The following is a 22,430-nucleotide window of genomic DNA, read 5'->3' as shown; positions in this document are numbered from 1 at the left end:
GCCGGGACCCAGATCCTATGGCTGTGTGGATGATTGGAAGAGCTCGGCGCCCCTGGCGTCAGGCCCAGAGCCATTCCATCTGGGTCCCGGCATTCGCCGGGATGAGCGGAGTTTTGTCAGGCCACGTCCGCCGAATCGTCGGGTTCGACCAGGGTCTTGGCGACGTTGAGGATCGCCTTTCGGCCCTTGGGGGTGGCCTGGCCGTAGGCGCGCAGCAGGTCGATGGCGCCGGGGGTCGACAGGGCCGTCAGCATGGCCACGTCCTGCTCGGCCAGCACGTCCTCGCCCACCAGGCTGCCCACGGTGGTCTGCAGCTTGGCGGCGATGCGCACCAGCATCGAGGCCGAGACCCGGTTGGTGCCGCGCTCGTATTTCTGCACCTGCTGGAAGGTCAGGCCCAGCACCTGGGCCAGGTCGTCCTGGCTTATCTTGAGGTGGCGTCGCTGGACCCGAATGCGGGTTCCGACCGCGACGTCGATGGGATCCGGACCGGTCGGCGTGTTCAAGGCGCGTCTCAAAACTGAAATGGCTGTTTCCGAACTATCGGCTTGGCCTTCGCCAACTGCAATGCATTCTTGCACCGTACGCGGCGCGTAGGGCGTTCGCGGCCACAGTACTCTCGAGTCATGGACCGGCAGCGACCTCCCGTTCCCCCGATCGAACTCTTGACCCAGCGTGAACGCGAAGCGCTGCGCTGGGTTGCCGAACACCGTTTGTCCAAGGAAATCGGGCCCTTGATGGGGGTCTCCAAGTCGCGCGCCGATGCCCTGGTCGAAAGCGCCTGCCGCAAGCTGGGCGTCAACGGCCGCCGCGCCGCCGCTCGCGTTCTGACCGCCCACGAACTGCAAGGTCCGGTCGCCGTCCCCCTTGGAGAGGGCGACGAGGGCTATGGGACTGAATCCCACCCCGACTCAATCCGACTGCCGCCCGGCGCCGACGCGCTCTCTCCTGACGTCTCCACACCCAACGAGGCGGAAACGGATAGTGAGTATGATCGGCGTAACCAACGACAACGAAGCGACCAGCCTGGCGGGCTATCGGCTGAGCCTGATGGTCCAGAGAGCGCTCCAGGTCCGGGACGCGGTGGAGGTGTTCGACCGCGACTGGCCGCCGTTGCTGAGCCGCTCGCCGATGCCGGCCTTCGCCTGGGCGGAACTGGAACGCCAGCTGCAGAGCCTGGCGCCGGCCGACATGGCGCCGGTGATCCGGGACCTGGTCTCGGCGGTGCGCAAGGAGGCCAGTCCCAAGCCGCCGGAGATGGTGCTGCGCGAGATCCTGATCATCGCGGCCACGGTGATGGACGAGGAGTTCCACACCAAATGGGCGGAGGGCACGATCATGTCCTGAGCCCAGCCGCACGCATCCTGATCGTCCTGGCGATAGCCGCCGCCTTCAGCCTGCTGATCGGCGGGCTGCTGGGGACGAGGCAGGTGGCCCACCTCTTCCAATTCCTGCGCCACGGCTGACCCCCAACAGAGGGGCGTCGCGGCGCCCTTCAATCACTGAAACGCGCCCAAGGGCGCTGGGGGAACTACTCATGAAGCGTCGCATCGTCGCCGAGCAACTGGCCGGCCAACTGTTCACCACCGAGGAAGCCATCGACACCACCCTGGCCCTGATGGGCGACCTGATCGCGGCCATGCCGCGGGCCCGGCTCGAGGCGGGGCTGGGGGCCGGCGTCGGCCAGCAGGCCGTCGACCACGTGCTGGAGGCCGCCTCGGGCATGGCCCACGCCCGCCGCTCGCTGATCGCCGCCCACGGGGCCCTGGCCGAGGCCAAGGATCAGGTCGGCCTGCGCCGCGTGACCCTGGTCGGCGGCGGCGACAAGGCCGAGGACGACGTGCCGCGCACCGGCCAGCTGCGCGCGGTCAAGAGCGCCTAAGCCTCGATCCCACCGGTCGCCTTCGGGGGGAGGCGATCAACCAAGGGCCTCGCGCGACGCGTGCGAGGCCCTTGGCGTGTTTGTGATTCGTGGGACACATGTCGGGTCGCCCAGAGTTGCGTAAGGGCGCGGGGGCGACATGTTCCATTTCTTCAACTTCTTCTCGATCCTGCCGACCCAGATCGCCGCCATGGTCATGCTGGCCATCTGCGGCCTGGCCCTGCTGGTCGGCCGGCGGTTCGAGCGGCTGCTGGCGATCGTGACCGTCGCGGCCTGGTTCATCTCCGCCGCCGTCCAGATCCCCGACCGGGGCGTGACCCAGTGGGGCATCTTCACGGTCGACGTGATCTATCTGCTGATCCTGGTCGGCTTCTGCACCTTCGAGCGGCGGCTGTGGATCCTGTTCATGACCGCCTTCCAGCTCTTGGTGGTGCTGACCCACGTGGCCTTCATCGTCGACTGGTCGCTGATGCAGTGGAGCTTCTTCTCCACCTACTACCTGTGGAGCGACGCCCAGCTGGCCGCCTTCGCCGTGGGCGTGGCCCAGGCGGGTTGGGAGCGGTGGAGGGCGCGCAAGGGCGGCTAGGGGAGCGCCGGCTCTCCCGCGTCCGGCGCGGGTCCCCTCCGCACCCCGTCGTCGGGCGAGGTGCGCGCCTCGCGGGCGGCCAGGGCCACGAAGGCCGCGCGCTGGTCGGCGATGTACTTCTGGTAGCCCGCCGGATCGACGAAGGCCTCGGCGCCGATCCTGGCCGCCCGCGCCCGCTTGCCCTCCAGGTCGAACCGCTCGGTATGCGAGACCAGCCAGATGTCAGGCTTCAGCGCGGCCAGCCGCGCGCCCGTGCGGCGGTAGTCGTCGGCTATGCCCGGATAGGACGGCCGGTCGCCCAGCCGGTAGCCGGGATTGACGCTGAGGCCGTCGGGCCAGACCACGACATACGACTTGCCGTGGTCGGTCACGGTGGTGGTCCAGCTGGTGTCGCCGCGCGTGTGGCCGGGCGTGGCCAGGGCCGTCAGCGCCACCTCGCCCAGCCGCACCGTGTCGCCGTCGTGCAGCACGCGGTCGACCTTGGCCGGCGGCCAGCCCATGGTCTTCCAGTCCCAGCCGTAGTGGAAGTCGCTCTTGCCGCCGTCCTCCATGGACGCGACGTCGCCCTGCATCATCGCCAGCTTGGCGCCCGACAGCGACTTGAAATAGGCGACCGCCCCCACGTGGTCGGCATGGGCGTGCCAGGTGACGATGATCTTGATGTCCTTGGGATCGAAGCCCAGCTTGCGGATCGACTGGGCGATCATCGGCCCCGACGAGGGCAGGCCCGTGCCCATCAGGATCAGCCCGTCGGAGGTCTTGAACATGTAGGAGCCCAGCCCCTGGGTCCCGACGTAGTAGATCGGGCCGACGATCCGCATCGGTTCGGCGGGCGCCTCCCACCTCAGGGTCTTGGTCGCCCGCTCCAGGAACAGCCTGTTGTCGCGGGCCAGGGCCTCGCGCGTCGGCGGGGCCGCCGACGGGCCGGCCGCCGTCAGCAGGATCGCTCCCGCCAGTCCCGTCAGCCCGACGAGCACCTTCCGCGCCATGGCCGCCTCCCGGTTCGAGGCCAAGACGCTAGGCTCGCCGCAGGGGCCGGCCCATCGGGCGAAACCCCGAGCGCCGCCAGGGGGAGGCCTGATTTCGCGAAACGAGGTTCAAATTGTCCGACTATAGCTATTGATACCGCTACCATCACCGTGTAGCCCTTTGATCAACGAAAAGGGAGGAAGCCATGTCTTTGTCGCGTCGGGCCATCATGGCCGCGCTTTCCAGTCTGCCGTTCGCCTCGGTCGCCCGGGCCCAGGCCGCCGCCAAGCGCACGATCGCCGTGGACGCCGCCAAGGCGGGCGGACCGGTGGACCGCTTCTTCGACCTCTCCATCGGCTCGGACTATCCGGGCACCCTGATCCGCTCCGACAGCCAGGCCCAGCTGAAGACCACCGTCGACGAGCTGGGCTTCCGCTACATCCGCTTCCACGCGATCTTCCACGACGTGCTGGGCACGGTGAAGGTGCGGGACGGCAAGATCGTCTATGACTGGACGAAGCTGGACCAGCTCTACGACGCCCTGCTGGCCAAGGGGATCAAGCCGTTCGTCGAGCTGGGCTTCACGCCCGACGCCATGAAGACTTCCGAGCTGACGATCTTCTACTGGAAGGGCAACACCTCCCACCCCAAGCTCGGGCCGTGGCGCGACCTGATCGACGCCTTCATCAAGCATGTCCGCCAACGCTACGGCGCCGAGGAGGTGCGGACCTGGTTCTTCGAGGTGTGGAACGAGCCCAATCTCGACGGCTTCTGGGAGAAGGCCGACCAGGCGGCATACTTCGAGCTCTATGACGTCACCGCCCGGGCCATCAAGGCCATCGACCCGGCCCTGCGGGTGGGCGGTCCCTCCACCGCCGGCGCGGCCTGGGTCCCGGAGTTCCTGGCCCATGTGAAGCAAAGCGGCTCGGCCGTCGATTTCGTCACCACCCACACCTATGGCGTGGACGGCGGCTTCCTGGACGAGAAGGGCGAGCAGGACACCAAGCTGTCGGCCTCGCCCGACGCCGTCGTCGGCGACGTGCGCCGGGTGCGCGAGCAGATCCAGGCCTCGGCCTTCCCGGGGCTGCCGCTGTACTTCACCGAGTGGAGCACCAGCTACACCCCGCGCGACAGCGTCCACGACAGCTACGTCAGCGCCGCCTACATCGTCGAGAAGCTGCGGCGCACCCAAGGCCTGGTCCAGGGCATGAGCTACTGGACCTATACCGACCTCTTCGAAGAGCCCGGCCCGCCCACCGCGCCGTTCCAGGGCGGTTTCGGCCTGATGAACCCGCAGGGCATCCGCAAGCCCGCCTGGTTCGCCTACAAGTACCTGAACGCCGTGAAGGGCAAGGCTCTGGCCTGCGCCGACGACCAGGTCTTCGCCGCCCGCGACGGCGACCGCGTGACCGTCCTGGCCTATGCCTGGCGCCAGCCCGACCAGAAGGTCAGCAACCGGCCGTTCTACACCCGCCTGCACCCGGCGACCGACGTCGAGCCGCTGACGCTGGACCTGTCGGGGCTGAAGCCCGGCGCCTACCGCCTGCGCGTGCGCCGCGTCGGCTATCGCGCCAACGACGCCTACAGCGCCTATATCGACATGGGCCTGCCCAAGACCCTGAGCGCCGACCAGCTTCGCAAGCTGGAGGATCTGACCCAGGATCGGCCCGAGATCGACAAGACGATCAAGACCGATGGCGCGACCAGCGTGGACCTGCCGATGCGGTCCAACGACGTGGTGCTGATCGAGCTGATCCCGGCCTGAGACGAGACATGCCCATGAACCGCTCCCGTCGCGACGCCCTGCTGCTGGGCCTGGCCTCGGCCGGCGCCGCCACCGCGCCCGCCGTGGCCGCCGCGCCCGCCGGCAAGGCCTGTCCGCCGCCGCCCGCCCCCACCTGGCGGCCGGGCGTCGAGGGCCAGCGGCAGAGCGACCTGGGCGACGGGCGGTTCCTCAATCCGGTGCTGTCGGGCGACCGGCCCGATCCCAACATCTTCAAGGACGGCGACGACTACTACGCGGTCTTCACCTCGTTCCTCTACTATCCGGGGGCGGCGATCTGGCGCTCGCGCGATCTCGTCAACTGGACGCCGGTCTGCGCTGCGCTGGAAACGCCCCTGGGCTCGGTCTGGGCGATGGACATCGCCAAGCACGACGGCCGCTATTTCATCTACATCCCGGTGCTGGTCGCCGCGAAGGCTGACGGCCTGCCGTTCAAGATCTACGTGGTCCATGCCGACTCCATGGCCGGTCCGTGGAGCGCGCCCGTCGACATGGGCGTCGATGGCTATATCGACCCGGGCCACGCGGTGGGCGAGGACGGCAAGCGCTACCTCTTCCTCAACGACGGCCACCGCGTGCGCATCAGCGACGACGGCCTGCGCCGCGAGGGCGAGGTCTCGAAGGTCTACGAAGGCTGGCCGATCCCCGACGACTGGGTGATCGAGGCGCCCGCGCCGGAAGGCCCGAAGATCCTGCGGCGGGGCGAGTGGTTCTACCTCTTCTCCGGCCAAGGCGGCACGGCCGGACCGCCGACCAGCCACATGGTGGTGGTCGCCCGCTCGCGCTCGATCCACGGGCCGTGGGAGAACTGCCCGCACAATCCGATCGTGCGCACTGCCAGCAAGGTCGAGCCCTGGTGGTCGCGCGGCCACGCCACGCCCGTGCAAGGCCCGGCCGGCGACTGGTGGCTGGTCTATCACGGCTACGAGAACAGCTTCCGCACCCTGGGCCGGCAGATGCTGCTGGAGCCCTTCGACTGGACCGCCGACGGCTGGCCCAAGGCGCGGGGCGGGGTGCTGGAGGGGCCGCTGCGCAAGCCGGTCCCGGCCTCGCGCGGCGAGCACAACCTGGCCCTCTCCGACCTCCTGCGCCGCGACCGCCTGGGCGTGGGTCTGCAGTTCTGGGATCCCAAGCCCGGCTATCTGGACCGCGCGCGCTTCACAGCCGATGGCCTGGTCCTGGCCGGGCAGGGAGCCGGCCCCGCCGACGCCTCGCCCCTGGCCTTCGTGGCCGGCGACCGCGCCTACGAGGTGACCGTCGAGCTGGAGCTGGTCGGCGACGTCCAGGGCGGCCTGCTGCTGTTCTACGACCAGAAACTGTTCTGCGGCCTGGGCGCCAAGGCCGACAGCCTGGCCGCCTACAAGACCGGAACCGCTCAGTCCTATCCCACGCCGGGACCGGCCGTCGGACGACGCCTGGCCCTGAAGGTGGTCAACGACGAGAACGTGGCGACCTTCTTCGTGCGGGCTGACGGCGGCGCCTGGCGCAAGGCGGTGTCCTACGAGGTGGCCGGCTACAACCACAACATGGCCGACGGCTTCGTCAGCCTGCGCCCGGCGGTGTTCGCGTCCGGAGGCGGCGAGGTGGTGTTGCGCAAGCTGACCTACCGCGCCCTGCCGCCGTCGGCCTGATCGGCCAAATCCTTCGGTCAAACCAGCAATCGCCCCGATGGCCGCCGACCGGCCGCGCGCCCAGCCTGCCGCCAGGACAAGGCCGGAGCCGTGGCATGGTCGAGAACACCCTTTCCCCCTCGGGCCTGCCCAAGGACCTGGGGACCCTGCGGACCGTCATGGCCGCCGACCGCACCCTGATGGCCTGGGTGCGCACCTCGCTGTCGATGCTCAGCTTCGGCTTCACGATCTACAAGGTGCTGGATACGGCGGCCAAGCAGGGACACCTGGCTCGTTCGGAAAGCCCGCGCGAGGTGGGCCTGTTCCTGGCGGCCATGGGCACCGGCTCGATGATCCTGGGCGTGATCAGCTACTGGACGACGCTCAAGGACCTGCGCCGCACCGAAACCTTCCGCCTGGGCCGCCCCGTCCTGATCGTCGCCTTCGTCATGGCCCTGGCCGGCCTGGCCCTGTTCGTCTCGATCGCCGCGCGGGTGGCGTAGGGCTATTGAGTCGGCCAGGTGGCATAGAGGGTGATGTCGCGGTTCAGATCGCGATTGCAGCGCATCGTGTAGGTCTCGATGGGACCAGACCCGCCCTTCTTTCCCCGGCAGTCCTCGACGCGCTGGCCGTAGCCCGGATGCTGCTTGGGCAGGGCGATGTTGGCGATGCATTCGTCCGTCTCGCGTTTCACCCGGGCTTGAACCGCGCGAGCGCAGTAGGCGGGAATCTGTCCGGGCAGGGGCTGGATTTCCGCGTGGGCGGATGCGGCGATCAGGAGGGCGAGCGCGCCTCCCGCCGCCAGAGAGGTCGGCTGCATGCGATGTCTCCGCTGGTCGATAGAGGCTGAGGCGGGTACGCAACTGGTTCTGGCCGTCCCCCGGAGCGTAAGGAAATAGTATCAGGGCAAGCTTGACTAGCAAGCGTGTCGCGTGGCTTGCCGCTCTTCTGGTTGAGTGCTCGGCGGAGTGGTCGTGGAAGCGACCCTGGAGCCTGGTGCGGGCGGCCGGGGTCGAACCGGCAACGGATTGCTCCGGGCGGATTTTAAGTCCGCTGCGTCTACCAGTTTCGCCACGCCCGCGCTGGTCATGCTCGTATAGGGGGAGGGCGCGGCCTCGCCAAGGCCGTCGCTTCGCGGCGCCCTGTGGAAACTGCGCCGTGGCGCCTCGACGCCCGCGCGGCGCGTGATAGCGTCGCCGTCCTCGGAAAGAGGTCCGGGTGCGGGGGTAGTGATCATGCGGCGTGAACTGACGGTTCTGGCTTTCCTGGCGGCGGCCTGCGCCGCGCCTCTCGCCCAGGCGGCGGACGTGGAGGTCGTGCGCGCCGCGCGGCTGCTGGACGTGGCCACGGGCAAGTATGTCGACAATCCGCAGGTGACGATCACGGACGGCCGGATCACCGCCGTCGGCAAGGCGGGCGACGCCACGCCGGCCGGGGCCAAGGTCGTGGACCTGCCGGGCGCGACCCTGCTGCCGGGCCTGATCGATATGCACACCCACATCAGCGCCGTGGCCGAGATGGGCGGCTACAACAGCCTGCAATATAGCGACGCCTTCTGGAGCGTGGTCCAGACCGCCAACGCCAGGAAGACCCTGGAGGCCGGCTTCACCACCATCCGCAACGTCGGCGCCGACCGGTTCGACGACGTGGGCCTGCGCGAGGCGATCGACGAGGGCTATGTGCCCGGCCCCCGCATCGTCACGGCCACCTACGCCATCGGCGCGACGGGCGGCCACTGCGATTCGACCTTCTTCCCGCCGTCGATGGACCAGAAGGCGCCCTACAACGTCGACAGCCCCGACGAGGGCCGCAAGGCGGTGCGTACGCTGAAGAAGTACGGCGCCCAGGTGATCAAAATCTGCGCCACCGGCGGGGTGTTCTCGCACGGCGACGAGCCGGGCCAGCAGCAGCTGACCCTGGCCGAGATGCAGGCCATCGTCGACGAGGCCCACATGGCCGGGCTGAAGGTGGCCGCCCACGCCCACGGGGCGGCGGGAATCAAGGACGCCATCCGCGCCGGGGTCGACACCATCGAGCACGCCAGCCTGGTTGACGACGAGGGCATCAAGCTGGCCGTGGCCAAGGGCGCCTACTTCTCGATGGACATCTACAACACCGACTACACCCAGGCCGAGGGCGCCAAGAACGGGGTGCTGGAGGACAATCTGCGCAAGGACCGCGACATCGGCGAGATCCAGCGCGAGAACTTCCGCAAGGCGCTGAAGGCCGGGGTGAAGATGATCTACGGCACCGACGCCGGGGTCTATCCGCACGGCACGAACGCCCGGCAGTTCGCGGTGATGGTGCGCTATGGCGCCACGCCCCTGCAGGCGATCCAGGCCGCGACGATCACCGCTTCGCAGGCCCTGGGCCGCGAGAAGGACGTCGGCCAAGTGGCCGTGGGGCGCTACGGCGACCTGATCGCGGTGGCCGGCGATCCGCTGGCGGACGTCACCGTCCTGGAGCGCCCGGTGTTCGTGATGAAGGGCGGCGAGGTGGTGAAGGCGCCCTGACCGGCGCCTCGCGGTTTCCGCTTCAGAATGTCGCGGTGGTTGAGTCGGCATGGTAACTTATTGGTTTTTGGAGTGATGATACGCACGTTGGAGTAGACCTCCGGAGACGTCGTCGCTCATGAGCCGGACCGCCGCCCATCGCGCCTTTAGACGGACGATGACCCTGATCGCGGGCGGCAAGTCGCTGGCCACGGTGCTGGAGGCCATCGTCCAGGCGGTGGAGGACGAGGATCCGGACATGGTCTGCAGCATCCTGCTGCTGGACACGGACGGTCGGCGCCTGCTGCTGGGCGCGGCCCCCAACCTGCCGGGCTTCTACAACCAGGCCATCCACGGGATCGAGATCGGGCCGTCGGTCGGCTCGTGCGGCACCGCGGCGTTCCTGGGCCAGCGCGTGGTGGTCGAGGACATCCAGGCCGATCCCCTGTGGGCCGACTTCCGGGGGCTGGCGGCGCAGGCGGGCCTGGCGGCCTGCTGGTCGCAGCCGATCCTGGCCGACGAGCGGGTGGTGGGCACCTTCGCCATCTATCACCGCCAGGTCCGCGCGCCGGACGAGGACGACATCGCCTTCATCGAGACCGCGGCCGAGCTGGCCGCCATCGCCATCGACCGCCAACGCGAGGGCGAGGTCCTGGCCGCCAGCGAGGCGCGGGCGATGGGCGCGACCGCCAACGCCCGCGAGATGGCCCTGAACCTGTCGACCTTCTTCGACGTCTCGCTGGACATGCTGTGCATCCGCGACATGGAAGGCCGCCTGGTCAAGCTGAGCCGGGCCTGGGAGCAGGTGCTGGGCTATCCCATCGAGGACCTGCAGGGCGGGCCGCTGCTGCCCCTGGTCCATCCCGACGATCTCGAAGAGACCCTGGTCTATATGCGCCAGGCCGAGACGGCCGGCGAGGTGCTGGGCTTCGTCAACCGCTACCGCCACGCCGACGGGAGCTATCGCCAGCTGGAATGGCGGGCGCGGCGGTCGGGCGACCTGATCTTCGCCGTGGCCCGCGACGTGACCGAGCGGCTGAAGGTGGAGGCCGAGATGGCCGCCGCCCGCGTCGCCGCCGAGGCCGCCAACCAGGCCAAGAGCGACTTCCTGGCCAATATGAGCCACGAGATCCGCACCCCGCTGAACGGCGTGATGGGCCTGGCCGCCGCCCTGTCGCAGACGCAGCTCGACCCCGCCCAGCGCGAGATGGTCGACCTGATCCAGGGCTCGGGCGAGACCCTGGAGCGGCTGGTCTCCGACATCTTGGACGTCTCCAAGATCGAGGCCGGCCAGATGACGCTGCACGCCCGGCCCTTCGACCTGGGCCCGGCCCTGAAGGGCCTGCTGGACCTGACCCGCATGCGCGCCGACGAAAAGGGCCTGGCCTTCCGGGTCGAGGGCCAGGAGGCGGCGCGCGGAGTGTTCCTGGGCGACGCCGTGCGCATCGGCCAGGTGCTGGGCAACCTGCTCTCCAACGCCGTGAAGTTCACCGACCGGGGCGAGGTGGTGGCCCGGATCAATCTGGAAGAGGCCGACCGGGATGTGCCGGCGCGCCTGATCCTGGAGGTCCAGGACACCGGCGTCGGCTTCGATCCGGGCCAGGCCGAGATGATCTTCCAGCGGTTCAGCCAGGCCGACGCCACCATCACCCGGCGGTTCGGCGGCACGGGCCTGGGCCTGTCGATCAGCAAGATGCTGGTGGAGATGATGGGCGGCGACATTCGGGCGGTGTCGCGGCCGGGCCGGGGCAGCCTGTTCCGCGCCATCCTGCCGCTGCCCCGCGTCCAGGGCTCGGCCGCCGGTCCGGACGCCGCGTCCGACGACGACCTGGCCGACTGCGAAGGCACGCTGCGGGTGCTGCTGGCCGAGGACCATCCGGTCAATCAGAAGGTGGTCCAGCTGCTGCTCGAGCCCTACGGCGTGCGGATGACCACGGTCGACAACGGCGCCCAGGCGGTCGAGGCGTTCCGCGAAGGAGCCTACGATCTGGTGCTGATGGACATGCAGATGCCGGTGATGGACGGCCTGGCCGCCACGCGGGCCATCCGCGGGCTGGAGCCGGCCGGCGTCCACACGCCGATCATCATGCTCAGCGCCAACGCCATGGCCCGTCACCGCCAGGACGCCCTGGCGGCCGGCGCCGACCTGCACGTGGCCAAGCCCGTCACCGCCGCCGCCCTGATCGGCGGCATCGGCGAGGCGATGAGCCTGGATCGACGCCAAGCCGGCTGATCGGCAGCGGTTTTCCTTCACCTTTCGCCGCCGAGCGCCTAAATCGTCGCGCTTGCGGTCCATCGGGCCGATGGACCTTCGCTTCGGGCGCGCCGCGTGATCACCTTTCAAGACGTTTCAAAGACCTATGCCGGAGGCGGCGGCCGCGCCGCGCTGTCGGGCGTCAGCCTGTCGGTCGCGCCCGGCGAGGTGTTCGGGGTGATCGGCGCCTCGGGCGCGGGCAAGTCCACCCTGATCCGGCTGATCAACGGCCTGGAGACCCCGACCGGCGGCAAGGTGATCGTCGACGGCGACGACGTGGCCGCCCTGGGCGTGGACGGCCTGCGCGACTTGCGTCGCCGGGTCGGCATGATCTTCCAGCACTTCAACCTGCTGTCGTCCAAGACCGTGGCCGGCAACGTGGCCTTCCCGCTGAAGCTGGCCGACAAGCCCGACGCCGAGGTCAAGGCGCGCACCGCCGAGCTGCTGGCGCGGGTAGGCCTGTCCGACCACGCCGGCAAGTATCCGGCCCAGCTGTCGGGCGGCCAGAAGCAGCGGGTCGGCATCGCCCGCGCGCTCGCCACCGGCCCCAAGGTGCTGCTGTGCGACGAGGCCACCAGCGCGCTCGATCCCGAAACCACAGAGCAGATCCTGGAGCTGGTCTCGGGCCTGAACCGCGAACTGGGTCTGACCATCGTGCTGATCACCCACGAGATGGACGTGGTGCGCCGCGTCTGCGATCGGGTGGCGGTGCTGGAGGCGGGCAGGGTGGTCGAGACCGGCGCGGTGGAGGAGGTGTTCCTGCACCCGGCCAGCGACACGGCCAGGCGCTTTGTCATGGAGGCCGACGGCGTTCCGGGCGAGGCCGGGGCGGCGGTGGGCGGCCGCGTGGTGCGTCTCACCTTCAAGGGCGAGGCCACCTACAAGCCGATCCTGGGCGCGGTGGCCCGCGAGACGGGCGTCGACTATTCGATCCTGGGCGGCCGCATCCATCGCCTGCGCGAGACGCCCTACGGCCAGCTGACCCTGTCCCTGACCGGCGGCGACATCGACGCGGCCATCAAGCGGTTCCAGGCCGACGGCGTCCGGGTGGACCTGGTGACGGAGGCGGGCCGATGAGCGGCTTTTTCGAGAACATCGACTGGTCGGAGATCGGCCAAGCCACGCTCGACACCCTGTCGATGCTGGGCGGCTCGCTGGTGCTGACCGTGGTGCTGGGCCTGCCGCTGGGGGTGATTCTGTTCCTGACTGGCAAGGGCCAGATGCTGCAGAACCGCGTGGCCAACGGCGTGCTGTCGCTGGTGGTCAACATCCTACGCTCGGTGCCGTTCGTGATCCTGCTGATCGTGATGATCCCCCTGACCGTGGCCCTGGTCGGCACCTCGTTGGGCGTGGCCGGGGCGATCCCGCCGCTGGTGGTGGGCGCCGCGCCCTTCTTCGCGCGCCTGGTGGAGACGGCCCTGCGCGAGGTCGACAAAGGCGTGATCGAGGCCAGCTTCGCCATGGGCGCCAAGCGCCGCCAGGTGGTGCTGGGCGCGCTGCTGCCGGAAGCCATGCCGGGCCTGATCGCGGCGGCGACCGTCACGGCCATCGCGCTCGTCTCCTACACCGCCATGGCGGGCGTGGTCGGCGCGGGCGGCCTGGGGGACCTGGCCATCCGTTTCGGCTACCAGCGCTTCCAGACCGACGTGATGGTGGTGACCGTGGTGCTGCTGCTGGTGCTGGTCCAGGCGCTGCAGATGGTCGGCGACGCGGTGGTGCGCCGGGTTTCGCACCGCTGACGCGGTCCCCCTCAGTCGCTATGCGACAGCTCCCCCAGAGGAGGAGCATTGCGCGGCCTAGATCCTCCCCCTCTGGGGGAGGTGGCCCAGAGGGCCGGAGGGGGCCTTCCGGCGTTAGACATTTCGAACTGGAATTCCCATGACCGACGACGACATCATCCTCCCCGGCCCGCCGCCCGAGCATTGGGACGAAAGCTTCGCCCAGGGCCTGGTCGGCAAGATCATGCTGGTGAACCTCACCTTCCTCGACGCCGACGGCGAACTGGAAGGGCGAGAGGCCTTCTACGGCGTGGTGATCACCGCCGATGCCGAGGAGGGCATACTGCTGGACCTCCTGGGTCCCCAGGACGGCGACACCACGACCCTGCCGCCCCAGACCTCGAACATCCGCGCGGCCGCGCCGGGCCTCTATCCGCTGACGGACGGCGAGACGGTGGAGAACCCGGACTTCCTGTCCAGCTGGACCATCGCCGGACCCGAAGAGCCGGCGAACGACGAGGAATAATAAAACCGCTCATCCCGGCGAATGCCGGGACCCAGATCCTATGGCGGTGCGGATGATTGGAAGGGCTCCGAGCTCTTTGCGTCGGCCTCAAAGCCATTCCATCTGGGTCCCGGCATTCGCCGGGATGAGCGGAATTTTGATCAGGCCTGGTCGAACGGAAACGGCAGGCGCCCGGCCTTGAACAGGATCTGCGGGTTCTCGTCGTAATCGCCCAGCTCCACATCGGCCGAGGCGGCGAAGGCCACGACGCCTTCGCGGATCGGGGCCAGGCGCTCGGCCTTGCGGCGGGCTTCCTCGGCGTCCTTGCAGCCGACCTGCTGCTCGGCCTTCAGGCCCTTGCCGCGGCCGGCCTTGTAGGCTTGGACGATGTAGACGGTTTCTCTGGCCATCCCCACCCAGGCGACCTGTTCGAGGCCGGGGTCAAGGCGCGATCTTGAAATGATCCAAGACTCTGCGCGCCGGTTCAGGAAAACTGATTTCCCGATCCGCTGGCGGGCGGGCAAAACCCTACCCGTCCAATCGCCTTTATGGAGCCGTTCATGGTCGCCCGTCGCGCCGTCCTCGTCAGCCTCGCCGTCCTGTCCCTCGCCGCGTGCGCCAAGAAGCCCGCCGCGAGCGCCGGCGACACCCTGACGGTCGCCGCCACGGCCATCCCGCACGCCGAGGTGCTGGAGTTCATCAAGCCCAAGCTGGCGGCCGAAGGGCTGAAGATCGAGGTCAAGGTCTTCAACGACTACGTCCAGCCCAACATCCAGGTCGCCGAGAAGCGCATGGACGTCTCCTACTTCGAGACCCTGCCGTATCTGGAGACCTTCAACGCCGACAAGGGCACGAACCTCGTGCCGGTGATCGGGGTGCACATCGAGCCCATCGGCGCCTATTCGCACCGCCACAAGTCGGTGGCCGACCTGCCCCAGGGCGCGACCGTGGCCATCCCTAACGACGCCTCGACCGAGGACCGGGCCTTGCGCCTGCTGGCGCGCGGCAACGTCATCGCCCTGGATACGAGCAAGAAGTCGCTGAGCCTGAAGGACATCAGCGGCAACCCCAAGGGCCTGAAGTTCAAGGAACTGGAAGGCGCGACCCTGCCGCGCACGCTGGACCAGGTGGACCTGGCGGTGATCAACACCAACTACGCCCTTGACGCCAAGCTGGACCCGTCCAAGGACGCCCTGCTGATCGAGGACAAGGACAGTCCCTATGTGAACTACCTGGTGGGCCGTCCGGACAACAAGGACGACCCGCGCGTCCAGAAGCTGGCCAAGGCCCTGACCTCGCCCGAGGTGAAGGCGTTCATGGAGCAGAAGTACCACGGCGCGGTGGTGCCGGCGTTCTAAGGCTTCGACCGGGGACACACGCATGCGTGTGTCCCCAGCCCCGTTCTCGCTCCGGGCACGCCCCTAAGTAGAATACCGGCTGGCGCGGCCTGACATTTCACCGTACATATCAGGCCTGCCTTCTCGCGGAGCCGACCCTTGCGCAAGTCCCTGGCCCCTGACGACGCCACCGCCTCCGGCGCTGTCCAAGCGCAAAGTGGCCGCGACCGGATGCTGGTGCTGGACGTCTGCTCGTCCTCGGGCCTGGAGGACTGGTCGCCCGACCTGCAGAAGGCCAAGGTCTACGAGCGTATCCTGCTGGACCTGATCCTGGGCCGCCTGGCGCCCGGGGCGCGGCTGGATGAGCAGTCGCTGGCGGCGCGCTATGACGCCGGCCTGGCCGGGGTGCGCGACGCCCTGGGGCGCCTGGCCCTCGAAGGCCTGGTGATCCGCCGCGCCCGTTCGGGCACCACCGTCGCGCCGCTGGACCTGGTGGAGCTGCGCCAGGGCTACGAGGCCCGGGCCCTGATCGAGCCGCATTGCGCGGGCCTGGCCGCCAAGCACGCCAGCAAGGCCGAGGCCGCCGCCATCCGCGCGGCCTTCGACGACGGCGAGGCGGCGGCGCGCGACCGCGACCTGCCGGCCCTGGTGTCGATGGACCAGCGCTTCCACGCCGCCGTGGCCCGCGCCGGCGGCAACCTGGCCCTGGCCCGGATTCTCATCCCCCTACAGCACAAGGCCGCCCGCTACTGGGTGTTCTCGTTCGGCGCGGCCACAGAGGCCGAGCTGATCGCCGACGTCGAGCAGCACCGCGCCGTGGCCGACGTGATCGCCAGCGGCGATGTGGAAGGCGCCAAGCTGGCCATGATGCGCGTGCTCAACATCATGCCCGAGGCGACCCGGCCGATGGTCGAGGGCTGAGCTTACGATTGGGGACACACGCATGCGTGTGTCCCCAGCCGCGTCCCCGACATCCCCAGCATCCCTGATAGCGCATCAATATAATTTCTTCTGAAATGTCAGATAACGGTTTGACGAACGTTGCGTAAGGTCCCATTGGCTAGCTCCACCGTCGCTCCCCCGACGGATCCGGAGCCTTGTCGATGTCGATCCGCGCCCTTCTGCTGGCCTCGGCCGTGACCTTCGCCGCCGCCGCGCCCGCCCTGGCCCAGGACGCCGACACCGTCGACGCGGTGATCGTCCAGGCGCGCGACAAGGCGGGGCTCCTGGAAAAACAGCCCAGCACCACGGTGTTCGGCCTGGAGAAGTCGCTGCTGGAGACCCCGCGCTCGGCCAGTTTCGTCAGCGACACCACCCTGACCCGCTACGGCATCGAGACCCTGGACGGCCTGACCGCCGTCTCGCCGGGGACCTACACCGCCAGCTTCTACGGCGTGCCCGGGGCGCTCAACATCCGGGGCACCCTGGCCGAGAACTACTTCCGCGGCTTCAAGCGGGTGGAGAACCGGGGCACCTATTCCACCCCCATCGGCGGGGCGGCCCAGATCGAGATCGTGCGCGGCCCGCCGACCCCGATCTACGGCGCGGGCAAGGTGGGCGGCATGCTGAACTTCATCCCGAAGTCGGCGCGCGACGAGGGCCGGTTCCTGACCGATCCCAAGGGCGAGCTGACCGCAACGGTCGGGGCCTACGACAAGAAGAACGTCACCGGCCAGATCGCCCTGCCCGTGAAGCTGGGCGCGGCCGACGGCGGGGTCTACGCCTATGGCGAGATCGACGATTCCAAGAGCTTCTACCGGGGCCTGCATCCCAAGCGGCAGCTGGCCGAGGTGTCGGCGGATTTCGACCTCAACAACGGCTGGAGCACGGCCTTCGGCGGCATGGTCTACCACTCGACCGGCGACATCCAGACGCCGGGCTGGAACCGCCTGACCCAGGACCTGATCGACCACGGGACCTATGTCACCGGCCGCGACACGACCCTGGTCGACGCCGACGGCAACGGGCGCCTGACCCCGAACGAGGTGGGGCCGTACCCCTTCGGCAACGCCCTCTACATCCCGTACTACGGCTTCCCGGCCAGCGACGCCAACCACACGCTGGACGTCGGGGTGGGCACGACGAAGCTCTCGCCCCGCACCGTCTATGTCAGCGACGCCGACTTTTCGAAGACCCGCACCAACACCCTCTATTTCGATCTCGCCAAGCGGTTCGACGACGACGGCGTGCTGAAGCTGCAGCTGTTCTACGACGACCAGGAGAACAAGCGCTTCGTCTCTTACGGCTATCCGGCCTGGTTCGACAGTTCAGTCTGGGAGGCGCGGGTCACCTACGCCTTCGCGCGGGACTTCGGGGCGGTGGCGACCAAGACCATCGTCGGCGCCGGTTATCGCGACTTTTCCGGCCGTCGGCGCGAGAGCTTCAACAGCGGCATGATCGCCCTGGACCGCCGCGACATCAGCTATGGGGCCACGGCCACCGACATCATCGACAGCCCGTTCTCGACCGAGCCGGCCGGCGTCCAGGGGCTGGAATGGGAGAACGACAACCGCAGCGACTGGAGCCAGACGGGCCTGTTCTTCACCAGCGACGTGAAGCTGGGCCAGCGCCTGACCCTGACCCTGGGCGGTCGCTACGACTGGTACGACGTGACCTCGGAGGATACCGGCTATCTCACCTTCACCGCCCCGGGGCGCCAGAAGGACAGCAAGGGCAAGGGGACCTATAGCGCCAGCCTCACCTACCAGACCCCGGTCGGCCTGATGCCCTATATCAGCTACGCCAAGGCCTCGGCGCTGGAGGTCAGCCAGGCGGGCGATGTCTCGCCGGGGCTGGTGGCCGACGACTCCTGGCTGTCGGACAGCGACTTGGCCGAGGTGGGGGTGAAGTTCCAGCTGCTGCGCGGCACCCTGGTGGGCTCGCTGGCCGGCTATCGCCAGAACCGCACCCAGCTGTCGGGCCTGACGGCGGTGGTGCAGGGCACGCGGGCCAAGGGCGTGGAGCTGGAGGTCCGCTGGCTGGCGTCGGAACATTTCAGCTTCACGGCTACCGGCAACGCCCAGCACACCACGGTGAAGGGGCCGGACGCCTCGTTCCAGTACATCCCCGCCTATACGGCCGGCGTGCCCGGCGCCAAGGCCTATGGCGGCTCTTACGTGGTGTGGAGCTTCGCCAGCCTGCCGGGGCGCGGCGGCGACTACGACTACACCCTGATCCCCAAGTCGGTGGTCAGCCTCTACGGCGCCTATACCAGCGACAGGCACGACTGGGGCCAGGCGGGGGCGACCCTGGGCGTGACTCACGTGACCAAGACTTCGGGCACGGTGCAGGACGCGGTGACCTATCCGGCATATGCGGTGGTCAACGCCTCGGCCTATCTGACGCGCGGGCCTTACACGGCCGAGCTCAATGTCGATAACCTGCTGGACAAGCTTTACTTCACCCCCGACGCCGACACCTACGCCAACCTTGGCGCCTTGCCCGGCAAGGGCCGCGAGTGGCGCGTGACGCTGAAGCGGAGCTTTTAAACCCTCTCCCGGAGGGAGAGGGAGGGGCCCAAGCGAAGCTTGGGAGGGTGAGGGGTTACGCCCTGACCGTTTTCCTCCAATGATCCTTTCAAGACGTCGAACGCCTTAATCCCTCACCCTCCCACGCCTCCGGCGCGGGTCCCTCCCTCTCCCGCTGGGAGAGGGTTCAAGAGACGCCGATGACCCCCACCGCCTTCCGCCCCTGGCTGCTCGTCGCCGCGTTCAGCCTGCTGCTGTTCCTGATCACCGCGGCCACCTATTCGTCGCTGGGCGTGGTGATCCCGGCCATGGTCGGCGAGCTCCATTGGAGCTGGGAGCACGCCTTCGCCGGCTTCTCGATCCTGGGGGTGTTCACGGGGCTGTCGTCGTGGTTGCCGGCCATGCTGATCCGGCGGATCGGGGCGCGGGGGGCGATCCTGGTCGGGGTGGCGGTGATGGCCGGCGGGCTCTTCTGCCTGGCGCGGGTGCACGCCCTGCCGATCTACTTCCTGGGCGCGGCCCTGTGCGGGATCGGCTTCCAGATGGCGGCCCTGATTCCCGGCACCCACGTGCTGTCGGCGATCTTCAAGGAACGCGCCCTGCCGTTCGGGATCTACTTCACCTTCGGCGCCCTGGGCGGGGTGGCCGGGCCGTGGATGGTGGTCAAGGCGCTGGAGGCCACCCATGGCGACTGGCGGCTCTATTGGGCCCTGCAGGCGGTGGCGGTGGGGCTGGTGGGCCTGGCCTGCGCCGTGGCCGTGGGCGGTCCGCGCTGGCTGGAGCAGGCCGGCGCCGCCCTGGATCGCGAGCTGGACGCCGAGGCCAAGGCCGGCGAAACGCCGAGCGGCGTCTATCACACCGACCACGAATGGAGCGTGCGCGACGCGGTGCGCACCCCGCAGTTCTATGTGCTGCTGGCCGCCTATTTCAGCCATCTGCTGGCGGGAATCAGCGCCGCCAGCCTGACCCAGGCCCACCTGACGGGGCTGGGCGTGGCCGGGGCGGCGGCGGCCGGGGCGCTCAGCCTGGAGGGGCTGATGCAGGTGGTGGCGCGGCTGGGCGGCGGGGCGATCGGCGACCGCATCGACCCGCGCTGGCTGCTGGTGGCGGCGCAAGGCCTCTTGGTGGCCGGCCTGCTGGCCCTGTCCCACGCTACGACGCCGTTGCTGCAGACCCTCTACGCTGTGGGGGTTGGGGTGGGCTTTGGCCTCACCGTGCTGGCCGTTAGCTTGCTGTTGCTGAACTATTTCGGCCGCCGCAACAATGTGGAGCTGTTCTCCCTGACCTGCCTGGTCGGGGCGGTGTCGGCGGCGGGGCCGATCGTCGGCGGGATGGCGCGCGACCGGCTAGGCTCGTTCACCCCGGCTTTTCTGCTGTTCGCGGCCGTGGCGGCTGTGGTGTTCGTGGCGGCGCTGTTCATGCGGCCGCCCCGGGCTAGGGTCTAAGGCTCGGGCAAAAGAAAAGCCGCCTCGCTGGGCGAGGCGGCTTCCTTTAGATCGCTAAAGCGTCGTTCTTAGAACGAAGCCTTCAGGCCGACGGTGAAGCGCGAGCCGTAGATCTTGCCGTAGCCATGCTCGTCGGTGTCCGAGTAGCGCATGTCCAGGCCCAGGTGCGAGGTGACGGCGTAGGTGGCGCCGACGTTCCAGGTGGCGTAGTCGCCAGCCGAGTCGATTTCCTGGTGACCCAGGGCGCCGCTGAAGCTCAGCTTTTCGCCGGCCGGGATCGAGCCGTTGACTTCATAGTACAGGGCTTCGCCGGTCTTGCCCGGGAATTCCGGCGAGTAGTAGGCGGCGAGGCCGACGGTGGCCGGACCGATCGGACGCGAAGCCGCGGCCTTGACTTCGAAGTAGCTGTACGAACCGGGGGTCAGGCCCTTGTCGTCCACGTAGCCGTAGTACAGCACGCCCAGGTCCAGGGCGGTGTCGCCCACGGTGGGACGCACGCCGGCGTACAGGTCGATTTCAGCCGACGGGTCGTCGGCGCCGAAGTCGACGTTCGAAGCCCAGACGCCGGCGTAGCCGATGCCGTAGGTCAGGTCGACGCCGCCTTGGATGGCCGGGTCGTTCTGGGTTTGGCTGACGCCGCGGAAGATGTAGTCGCTGACAACGCCGACATTGTACGAGAGCTTCAGCTCCTCGGCCATCGCGGCGCCGCTCATGGCGACCGAAGCGGCGGCGGCGACCAGCGCCAGTTTCAGAACCTTCATGTGATCTATCCCCTTAATCTCTGTTTTGCCGACCGAAGGGCATGGAGCCTTCATCGTTCATCGACGCCTGCAAGCGCATTGAGCACAACGGAAGTAGTTGTCGACCTCGCCTTAGTTGCAATCACGGCGGTAAAATCGCCAGCAGAAAGGGCGCCTGGGCGCAAAGTTTGGGCGTAGTGTGACGATTTTGCTTCAGAAGTGGCTTGGGGCGCCACAGTCACGAGAATGGGTTTGTTTGCGCTTTACCTGCGGCTTTAGCGCATCGCCAGACTCGCCGATCCCAGGTGCAATCCGGCGTCCACCAGCAGGGTTTCGCCGGTGACGTGACGCGAGGCGGGCGAGGCCAGGAACACGGCCGAACCGGCGATGTCCTCGGCGGTGGAGGCCACCTTCAGCGGCGCGGCGGCGGCCGAGCGCTCGCGCAGGCGGTCGGTGCGTTCCTCGTCCATGACCTTGCTGAACCAGGGGGTGTCGATGAAGCCGGGGCACACGGCGTTGACCCGGATGCGCGGCGCGAGCGCTCTGGCCAAGGACAGGGTCATGGTCGTCAGGGCGCCCTTGGAGGCGGCGTAGGGCACCGACGAGCCGTTGCCGACCACACCCGCGATGGAGGCGGTGTTGACCACCGCGCCGGGCTGGGGCGCAGCCTCCAGCAGGCTGCGGGCGGCGCGCACCATCTGGAAGGCGCCCACCACATTGACGGCGTACAGCCGCAGGAAGTCGTCGGCGTCCACCGCGTCGAGGTCGGCGTGGTTGGGGGCGAACTTGGTGATCCCGGCGTTGTTGAACAGGGCGTCGATGCGGCCCGTGCCCGCCGCCGCTTCGGCGATCCTGCGGCAGTCGGCGTCCTGGGCCACGTCGCCCTGGACCAGCACGGCCTTGGAGCCTTCCGCCTCGATCAGCCGGGCGGTCTCCTCGGCTTTCTCGGCGCTGCGCGCGAAGTTGACGACCACCAGGCCGGCGCCGCGCCGCGCGGTCTCGACCGCCATGGCCCGTCCCAGGCCCGTGGAGGCGCCGGTGACCACCACCGTGAAGCCGTCGAAATCGCGTCCGCTCATGGTCTTTTCCTGTCCCAACGTTTGTTTGGCGCGACGATAGCGACGCCGCGCGCGCTTGTCTCGCGAAGGCGCGGGGCCTAGATGACCGCCATGACCGAACTTCATGTGACCCAGCTGGGCCAGGTGGTGGAACCCGCCGCCAGCCCCGACCAGGCCGTTCTCGAGCGGGTGCCCAACCCGCAGAGCGACGTGACCTATCTGGCCCGCTTCGTGGCCCCCGAATTCACCTCGCTGTGCCCGGTGACCGGCCAGCCCGACTTCGCCCACCTGGTGATCGACTACGCGCCCGGCGACTGGCTGATCGAGAGCAAGTCGCTGAAGCTCTATCTGACCAGCTTCCGCAACCACGGCTCGTTCCACGAGGACTGCACGGTCAAGATCGGCCGCAAGATCGTCGAGATCGCCCAGCCTCGCTGGCTGCGCATCGGCGGCTACTGGTATCCGCGCGGCGGGATCCCCATCGACGTGTTCTGGCAGACCGGCCCGGCGCCGGAGGGCCTGTGGGTGCCCGACCAAGGCGTGGCGCCCTATCGCGGCCGGGGCTGATTTCGGCCAAGGCCTGA

The 22,430-nt window shown here is 68.8% G+C and carries 23 protein-coding genes, 1 tRNA gene and 1 pseudogene; 18 read left to right on the top strand and 7 right to left on the bottom strand.

Features of this window, described 5'->3' with window-relative positions; all coding sequences use genetic code 11:
- Positions 1-116: 116 nt before the first annotated feature.
- Positions 117-506, bottom strand: coding sequence for a helix-turn-helix domain-containing protein (locus AC07OA_RS00305; RefSeq protein ID WP_494661761.1), 390 nt, complete (start codon positions 504-506; stop codon positions 117-119).
- Between the two features lie 120 nt (positions 507-626).
- On the opposite strand from AC07OA_RS00305, the pseudogene AC07OA_RS00300 reads away from it, so the two are divergent.
- The 5 genes and pseudogenes from AC07OA_RS00300 to AC07OA_RS00280 form a co-directional block, all read left to right on the top strand.
- Positions 627-815 (top strand): annotated as a pseudogene (locus tag AC07OA_RS00300) (LuxR C-terminal-related transcriptional regulator); the annotation flags it as partial.
- Between the two features lie 175 nt (positions 816-990).
- Positions 991-1,347: a hypothetical protein gene (locus tag AC07OA_RS00295; RefSeq protein ID WP_494661760.1), complete on the top strand. Its 357-nt coding sequence runs from the start codon at positions 991-993 to the stop codon at positions 1,345-1,347.
- Positions 1,320-1,466, top strand: coding sequence for a hypothetical protein (locus AC07OA_RS00290; protein ID WP_494662932.1), 147 nt, complete (start codon positions 1,320-1,322; stop codon positions 1,464-1,466). Before AC07OA_RS00295 ends, AC07OA_RS00290 begins: the two co-directional genes overlap by 28 nt.
- A 71-nt stretch (positions 1,467-1,537) precedes the next feature.
- Positions 1,538-1,882, top strand: a complete 345-nt coding sequence (locus AC07OA_RS00285) for a hypothetical protein (protein ID WP_494661759.1) — start codon at positions 1,538-1,540, stop codon at positions 1,880-1,882.
- Between the two features lie 139 nt (positions 1,883-2,021).
- Positions 2,022-2,468, top strand: coding sequence for a hypothetical protein (locus tag AC07OA_RS00280; protein ID WP_494661758.1), 447 nt, complete (start codon positions 2,022-2,024; stop codon positions 2,466-2,468).
- Here AC07OA_RS00280 and bla read toward each other — a convergent pair.
- Positions 2,465-3,457, bottom strand: coding sequence for a subclass B3 metallo-beta-lactamase (gene bla, locus AC07OA_RS00275; protein ID WP_494661757.1), 993 nt, complete (start codon positions 3,455-3,457; stop codon positions 2,465-2,467). The genes AC07OA_RS00280 and bla overlap by 4 nt on opposite strands.
- A 185-nt stretch (positions 3,458-3,642) precedes the next feature.
- Between bla and AC07OA_RS00270 the strand changes: the two genes are divergently transcribed.
- The 3 genes from AC07OA_RS00270 (at position 3,643) to AC07OA_RS00260 (ending at position 7,333) form a co-directional block, all read left to right on the top strand.
- Positions 3,643-5,202: a GH39 family glycosyl hydrolase gene (locus tag AC07OA_RS00270; RefSeq protein WP_494661756.1), complete on the top strand. Its 1,560-nt coding sequence runs from the start codon at positions 3,643-3,645 to the stop codon at positions 5,200-5,202.
- Between the two features lie 14 nt (positions 5,203-5,216).
- Positions 5,217-6,851, top strand: a complete 1,635-nt coding sequence (locus AC07OA_RS00265; RefSeq protein WP_494661755.1) for a family 43 glycosylhydrolase — start codon at positions 5,217-5,219, stop codon at positions 6,849-6,851.
- Between the two features lie 95 nt (positions 6,852-6,946).
- Positions 6,947-7,333, top strand: a complete 387-nt coding sequence (locus AC07OA_RS00260; RefSeq protein WP_494661754.1) for a YidH family protein — start codon at positions 6,947-6,949, stop codon at positions 7,331-7,333.
- 2 nt (positions 7,334-7,335) lie between these two features.
- Here the strand turns inward: AC07OA_RS00260 and AC07OA_RS00255 are convergent, their stop codons facing one another.
- Both AC07OA_RS00255 and AC07OA_RS00250 read right to left on the bottom strand, forming a co-directional pair.
- On the bottom strand, positions 7,336-7,650 hold the full coding sequence (locus tag AC07OA_RS00255) for a hypothetical protein (RefSeq protein WP_494661753.1): 315 nt from the start codon (positions 7,648-7,650) through the stop codon (positions 7,336-7,338).
- 174 nt (positions 7,651-7,824) lie between these two features.
- Positions 7,825-7,911 (bottom strand) — tRNA-Leu (locus AC07OA_RS00250).
- A gap of 154 nt (positions 7,912-8,065) precedes the next feature.
- Here AC07OA_RS00250 and AC07OA_RS00245 point away from each other — a divergent pair.
- From AC07OA_RS00245 to AC07OA_RS00225, 5 genes are all read left to right on the top strand, one after another.
- A complete protein-coding gene (locus AC07OA_RS00245; protein ID WP_494661752.1) occupies positions 8,066-9,343 on the top strand; it encodes a Xaa-Pro dipeptidase in 1,278 nt (425 codons plus the stop codon).
- A 118-nt stretch (positions 9,344-9,461) separates the two neighbouring features.
- Entirely contained in the window at positions 9,462-11,555 is a 2,094-nt protein-coding gene (locus AC07OA_RS00240) for a hybrid sensor histidine kinase/response regulator (RefSeq protein ID WP_494661751.1), read from the top strand.
- A 96-nt stretch (positions 11,556-11,651) separates the two neighbouring features.
- Positions 11,652-12,653 carry a methionine ABC transporter ATP-binding protein gene (locus AC07OA_RS00235; RefSeq protein ID WP_494661750.1) on the top strand — a complete coding sequence of 334 codons (1,002 nt, stop codon included), beginning with the start codon at positions 11,652-11,654 and terminating at the stop codon, positions 12,651-12,653.
- Positions 12,650-13,315 (top strand): methionine ABC transporter permease, encoded by a 666-nt coding sequence (locus AC07OA_RS00230; protein ID WP_494661749.1) that lies wholly within the window; start codon positions 12,650-12,652, stop codon positions 13,313-13,315. The genes AC07OA_RS00235 and AC07OA_RS00230 overlap by 4 nt, the downstream gene beginning before the upstream one ends.
- 139 nt (positions 13,316-13,454) lie before the next feature.
- Positions 13,455-13,820 carry a hypothetical protein gene (locus tag AC07OA_RS00225; RefSeq protein WP_494661748.1) on the top strand — a complete coding sequence of 122 codons (366 nt, stop codon included), beginning with the start codon at positions 13,455-13,457 and terminating at the stop codon, positions 13,818-13,820.
- A gap of 140 nt (positions 13,821-13,960) precedes the next feature.
- On the opposite strand, the gene AC07OA_RS00220 is transcribed toward AC07OA_RS00225, so the two are convergent.
- A complete protein-coding gene (locus AC07OA_RS00220) occupies positions 13,961-14,209 on the bottom strand; it encodes a hypothetical protein (protein WP_494661747.1) in 249 nt (82 codons plus the stop codon).
- Positions 14,210-14,347: 138 nt separating this feature from the next.
- Here AC07OA_RS00220 and AC07OA_RS00215 point away from each other — a divergent pair, with 138 nt between their 5' ends.
- The 4 genes from AC07OA_RS00215 (at position 14,348) to AC07OA_RS00200 (ending at position 20,048) form a co-directional block, all read left to right on the top strand.
- Complete coding sequence (locus AC07OA_RS00215; protein ID WP_494661746.1) at positions 14,348-15,157, top strand: MetQ/NlpA family ABC transporter substrate-binding protein; 810 nt, start codon at positions 14,348-14,350, stop codon at positions 15,155-15,157.
- Between the two features lie 210 nt (positions 15,158-15,367).
- Positions 15,368-16,057, top strand: a complete 690-nt coding sequence (locus tag AC07OA_RS00210; RefSeq protein WP_494662899.1) for a GntR family transcriptional regulator — start codon at positions 15,368-15,370, stop codon at positions 16,055-16,057.
- A 182-nt stretch (positions 16,058-16,239) separates the two neighbouring features.
- Positions 16,240-18,624, top strand: coding sequence for a TonB-dependent siderophore receptor (locus tag AC07OA_RS00205; RefSeq protein ID WP_494661745.1), 2,385 nt, complete (start codon positions 16,240-16,242; stop codon positions 18,622-18,624).
- Positions 18,625-18,803: 179 nt separating this feature from the next.
- The gene (locus tag AC07OA_RS00200) at positions 18,804-20,048 is read left to right on the top strand and encodes an MFS transporter (protein WP_494661744.1); all 1,245 of its coding nucleotides are present in this window, start codon (positions 18,804-18,806) and stop codon (positions 20,046-20,048) included.
- 68 nt (positions 20,049-20,116) lie between these two features.
- Here AC07OA_RS00200 and AC07OA_RS00195 read toward each other — a convergent pair whose 3' ends face one another.
- Together AC07OA_RS00195 and AC07OA_RS00190 are read right to left on the bottom strand one after the other, a co-directional pair.
- Positions 20,117-20,809, bottom strand: coding sequence for a TorF family putative porin (locus AC07OA_RS00195; protein ID WP_494661743.1), 693 nt, complete (start codon positions 20,807-20,809; stop codon positions 20,117-20,119).
- 254 nt (positions 20,810-21,063) lie between these two features.
- Positions 21,064-21,867 carry an SDR family NAD(P)-dependent oxidoreductase gene (locus AC07OA_RS00190; protein WP_494661742.1) on the bottom strand — a complete coding sequence of 268 codons (804 nt, stop codon included), beginning with the start codon at positions 21,865-21,867 and terminating at the stop codon, positions 21,064-21,066.
- A gap of 90 nt (positions 21,868-21,957) precedes the next feature.
- Here AC07OA_RS00190 and queF point away from each other — a divergent pair, with 90 nt between their 5' ends.
- Positions 21,958-22,413 (top strand): preQ(1) synthase, encoded by a 456-nt coding sequence (queF, locus tag AC07OA_RS00185; RefSeq protein ID WP_029907399.1) that lies wholly within the window; start codon positions 21,958-21,960, stop codon positions 22,411-22,413.
- Positions 22,414-22,430 lie beyond the last annotated feature (17 nt).

It is taken from the genome of Caulobacter sp. GW821-FHT09B08 (assembly GCF_059418225.1).
Note: the sequence above shows the minus strand (reverse complement) of the source record. Positions and strands in the feature narration are given on the sequence as shown.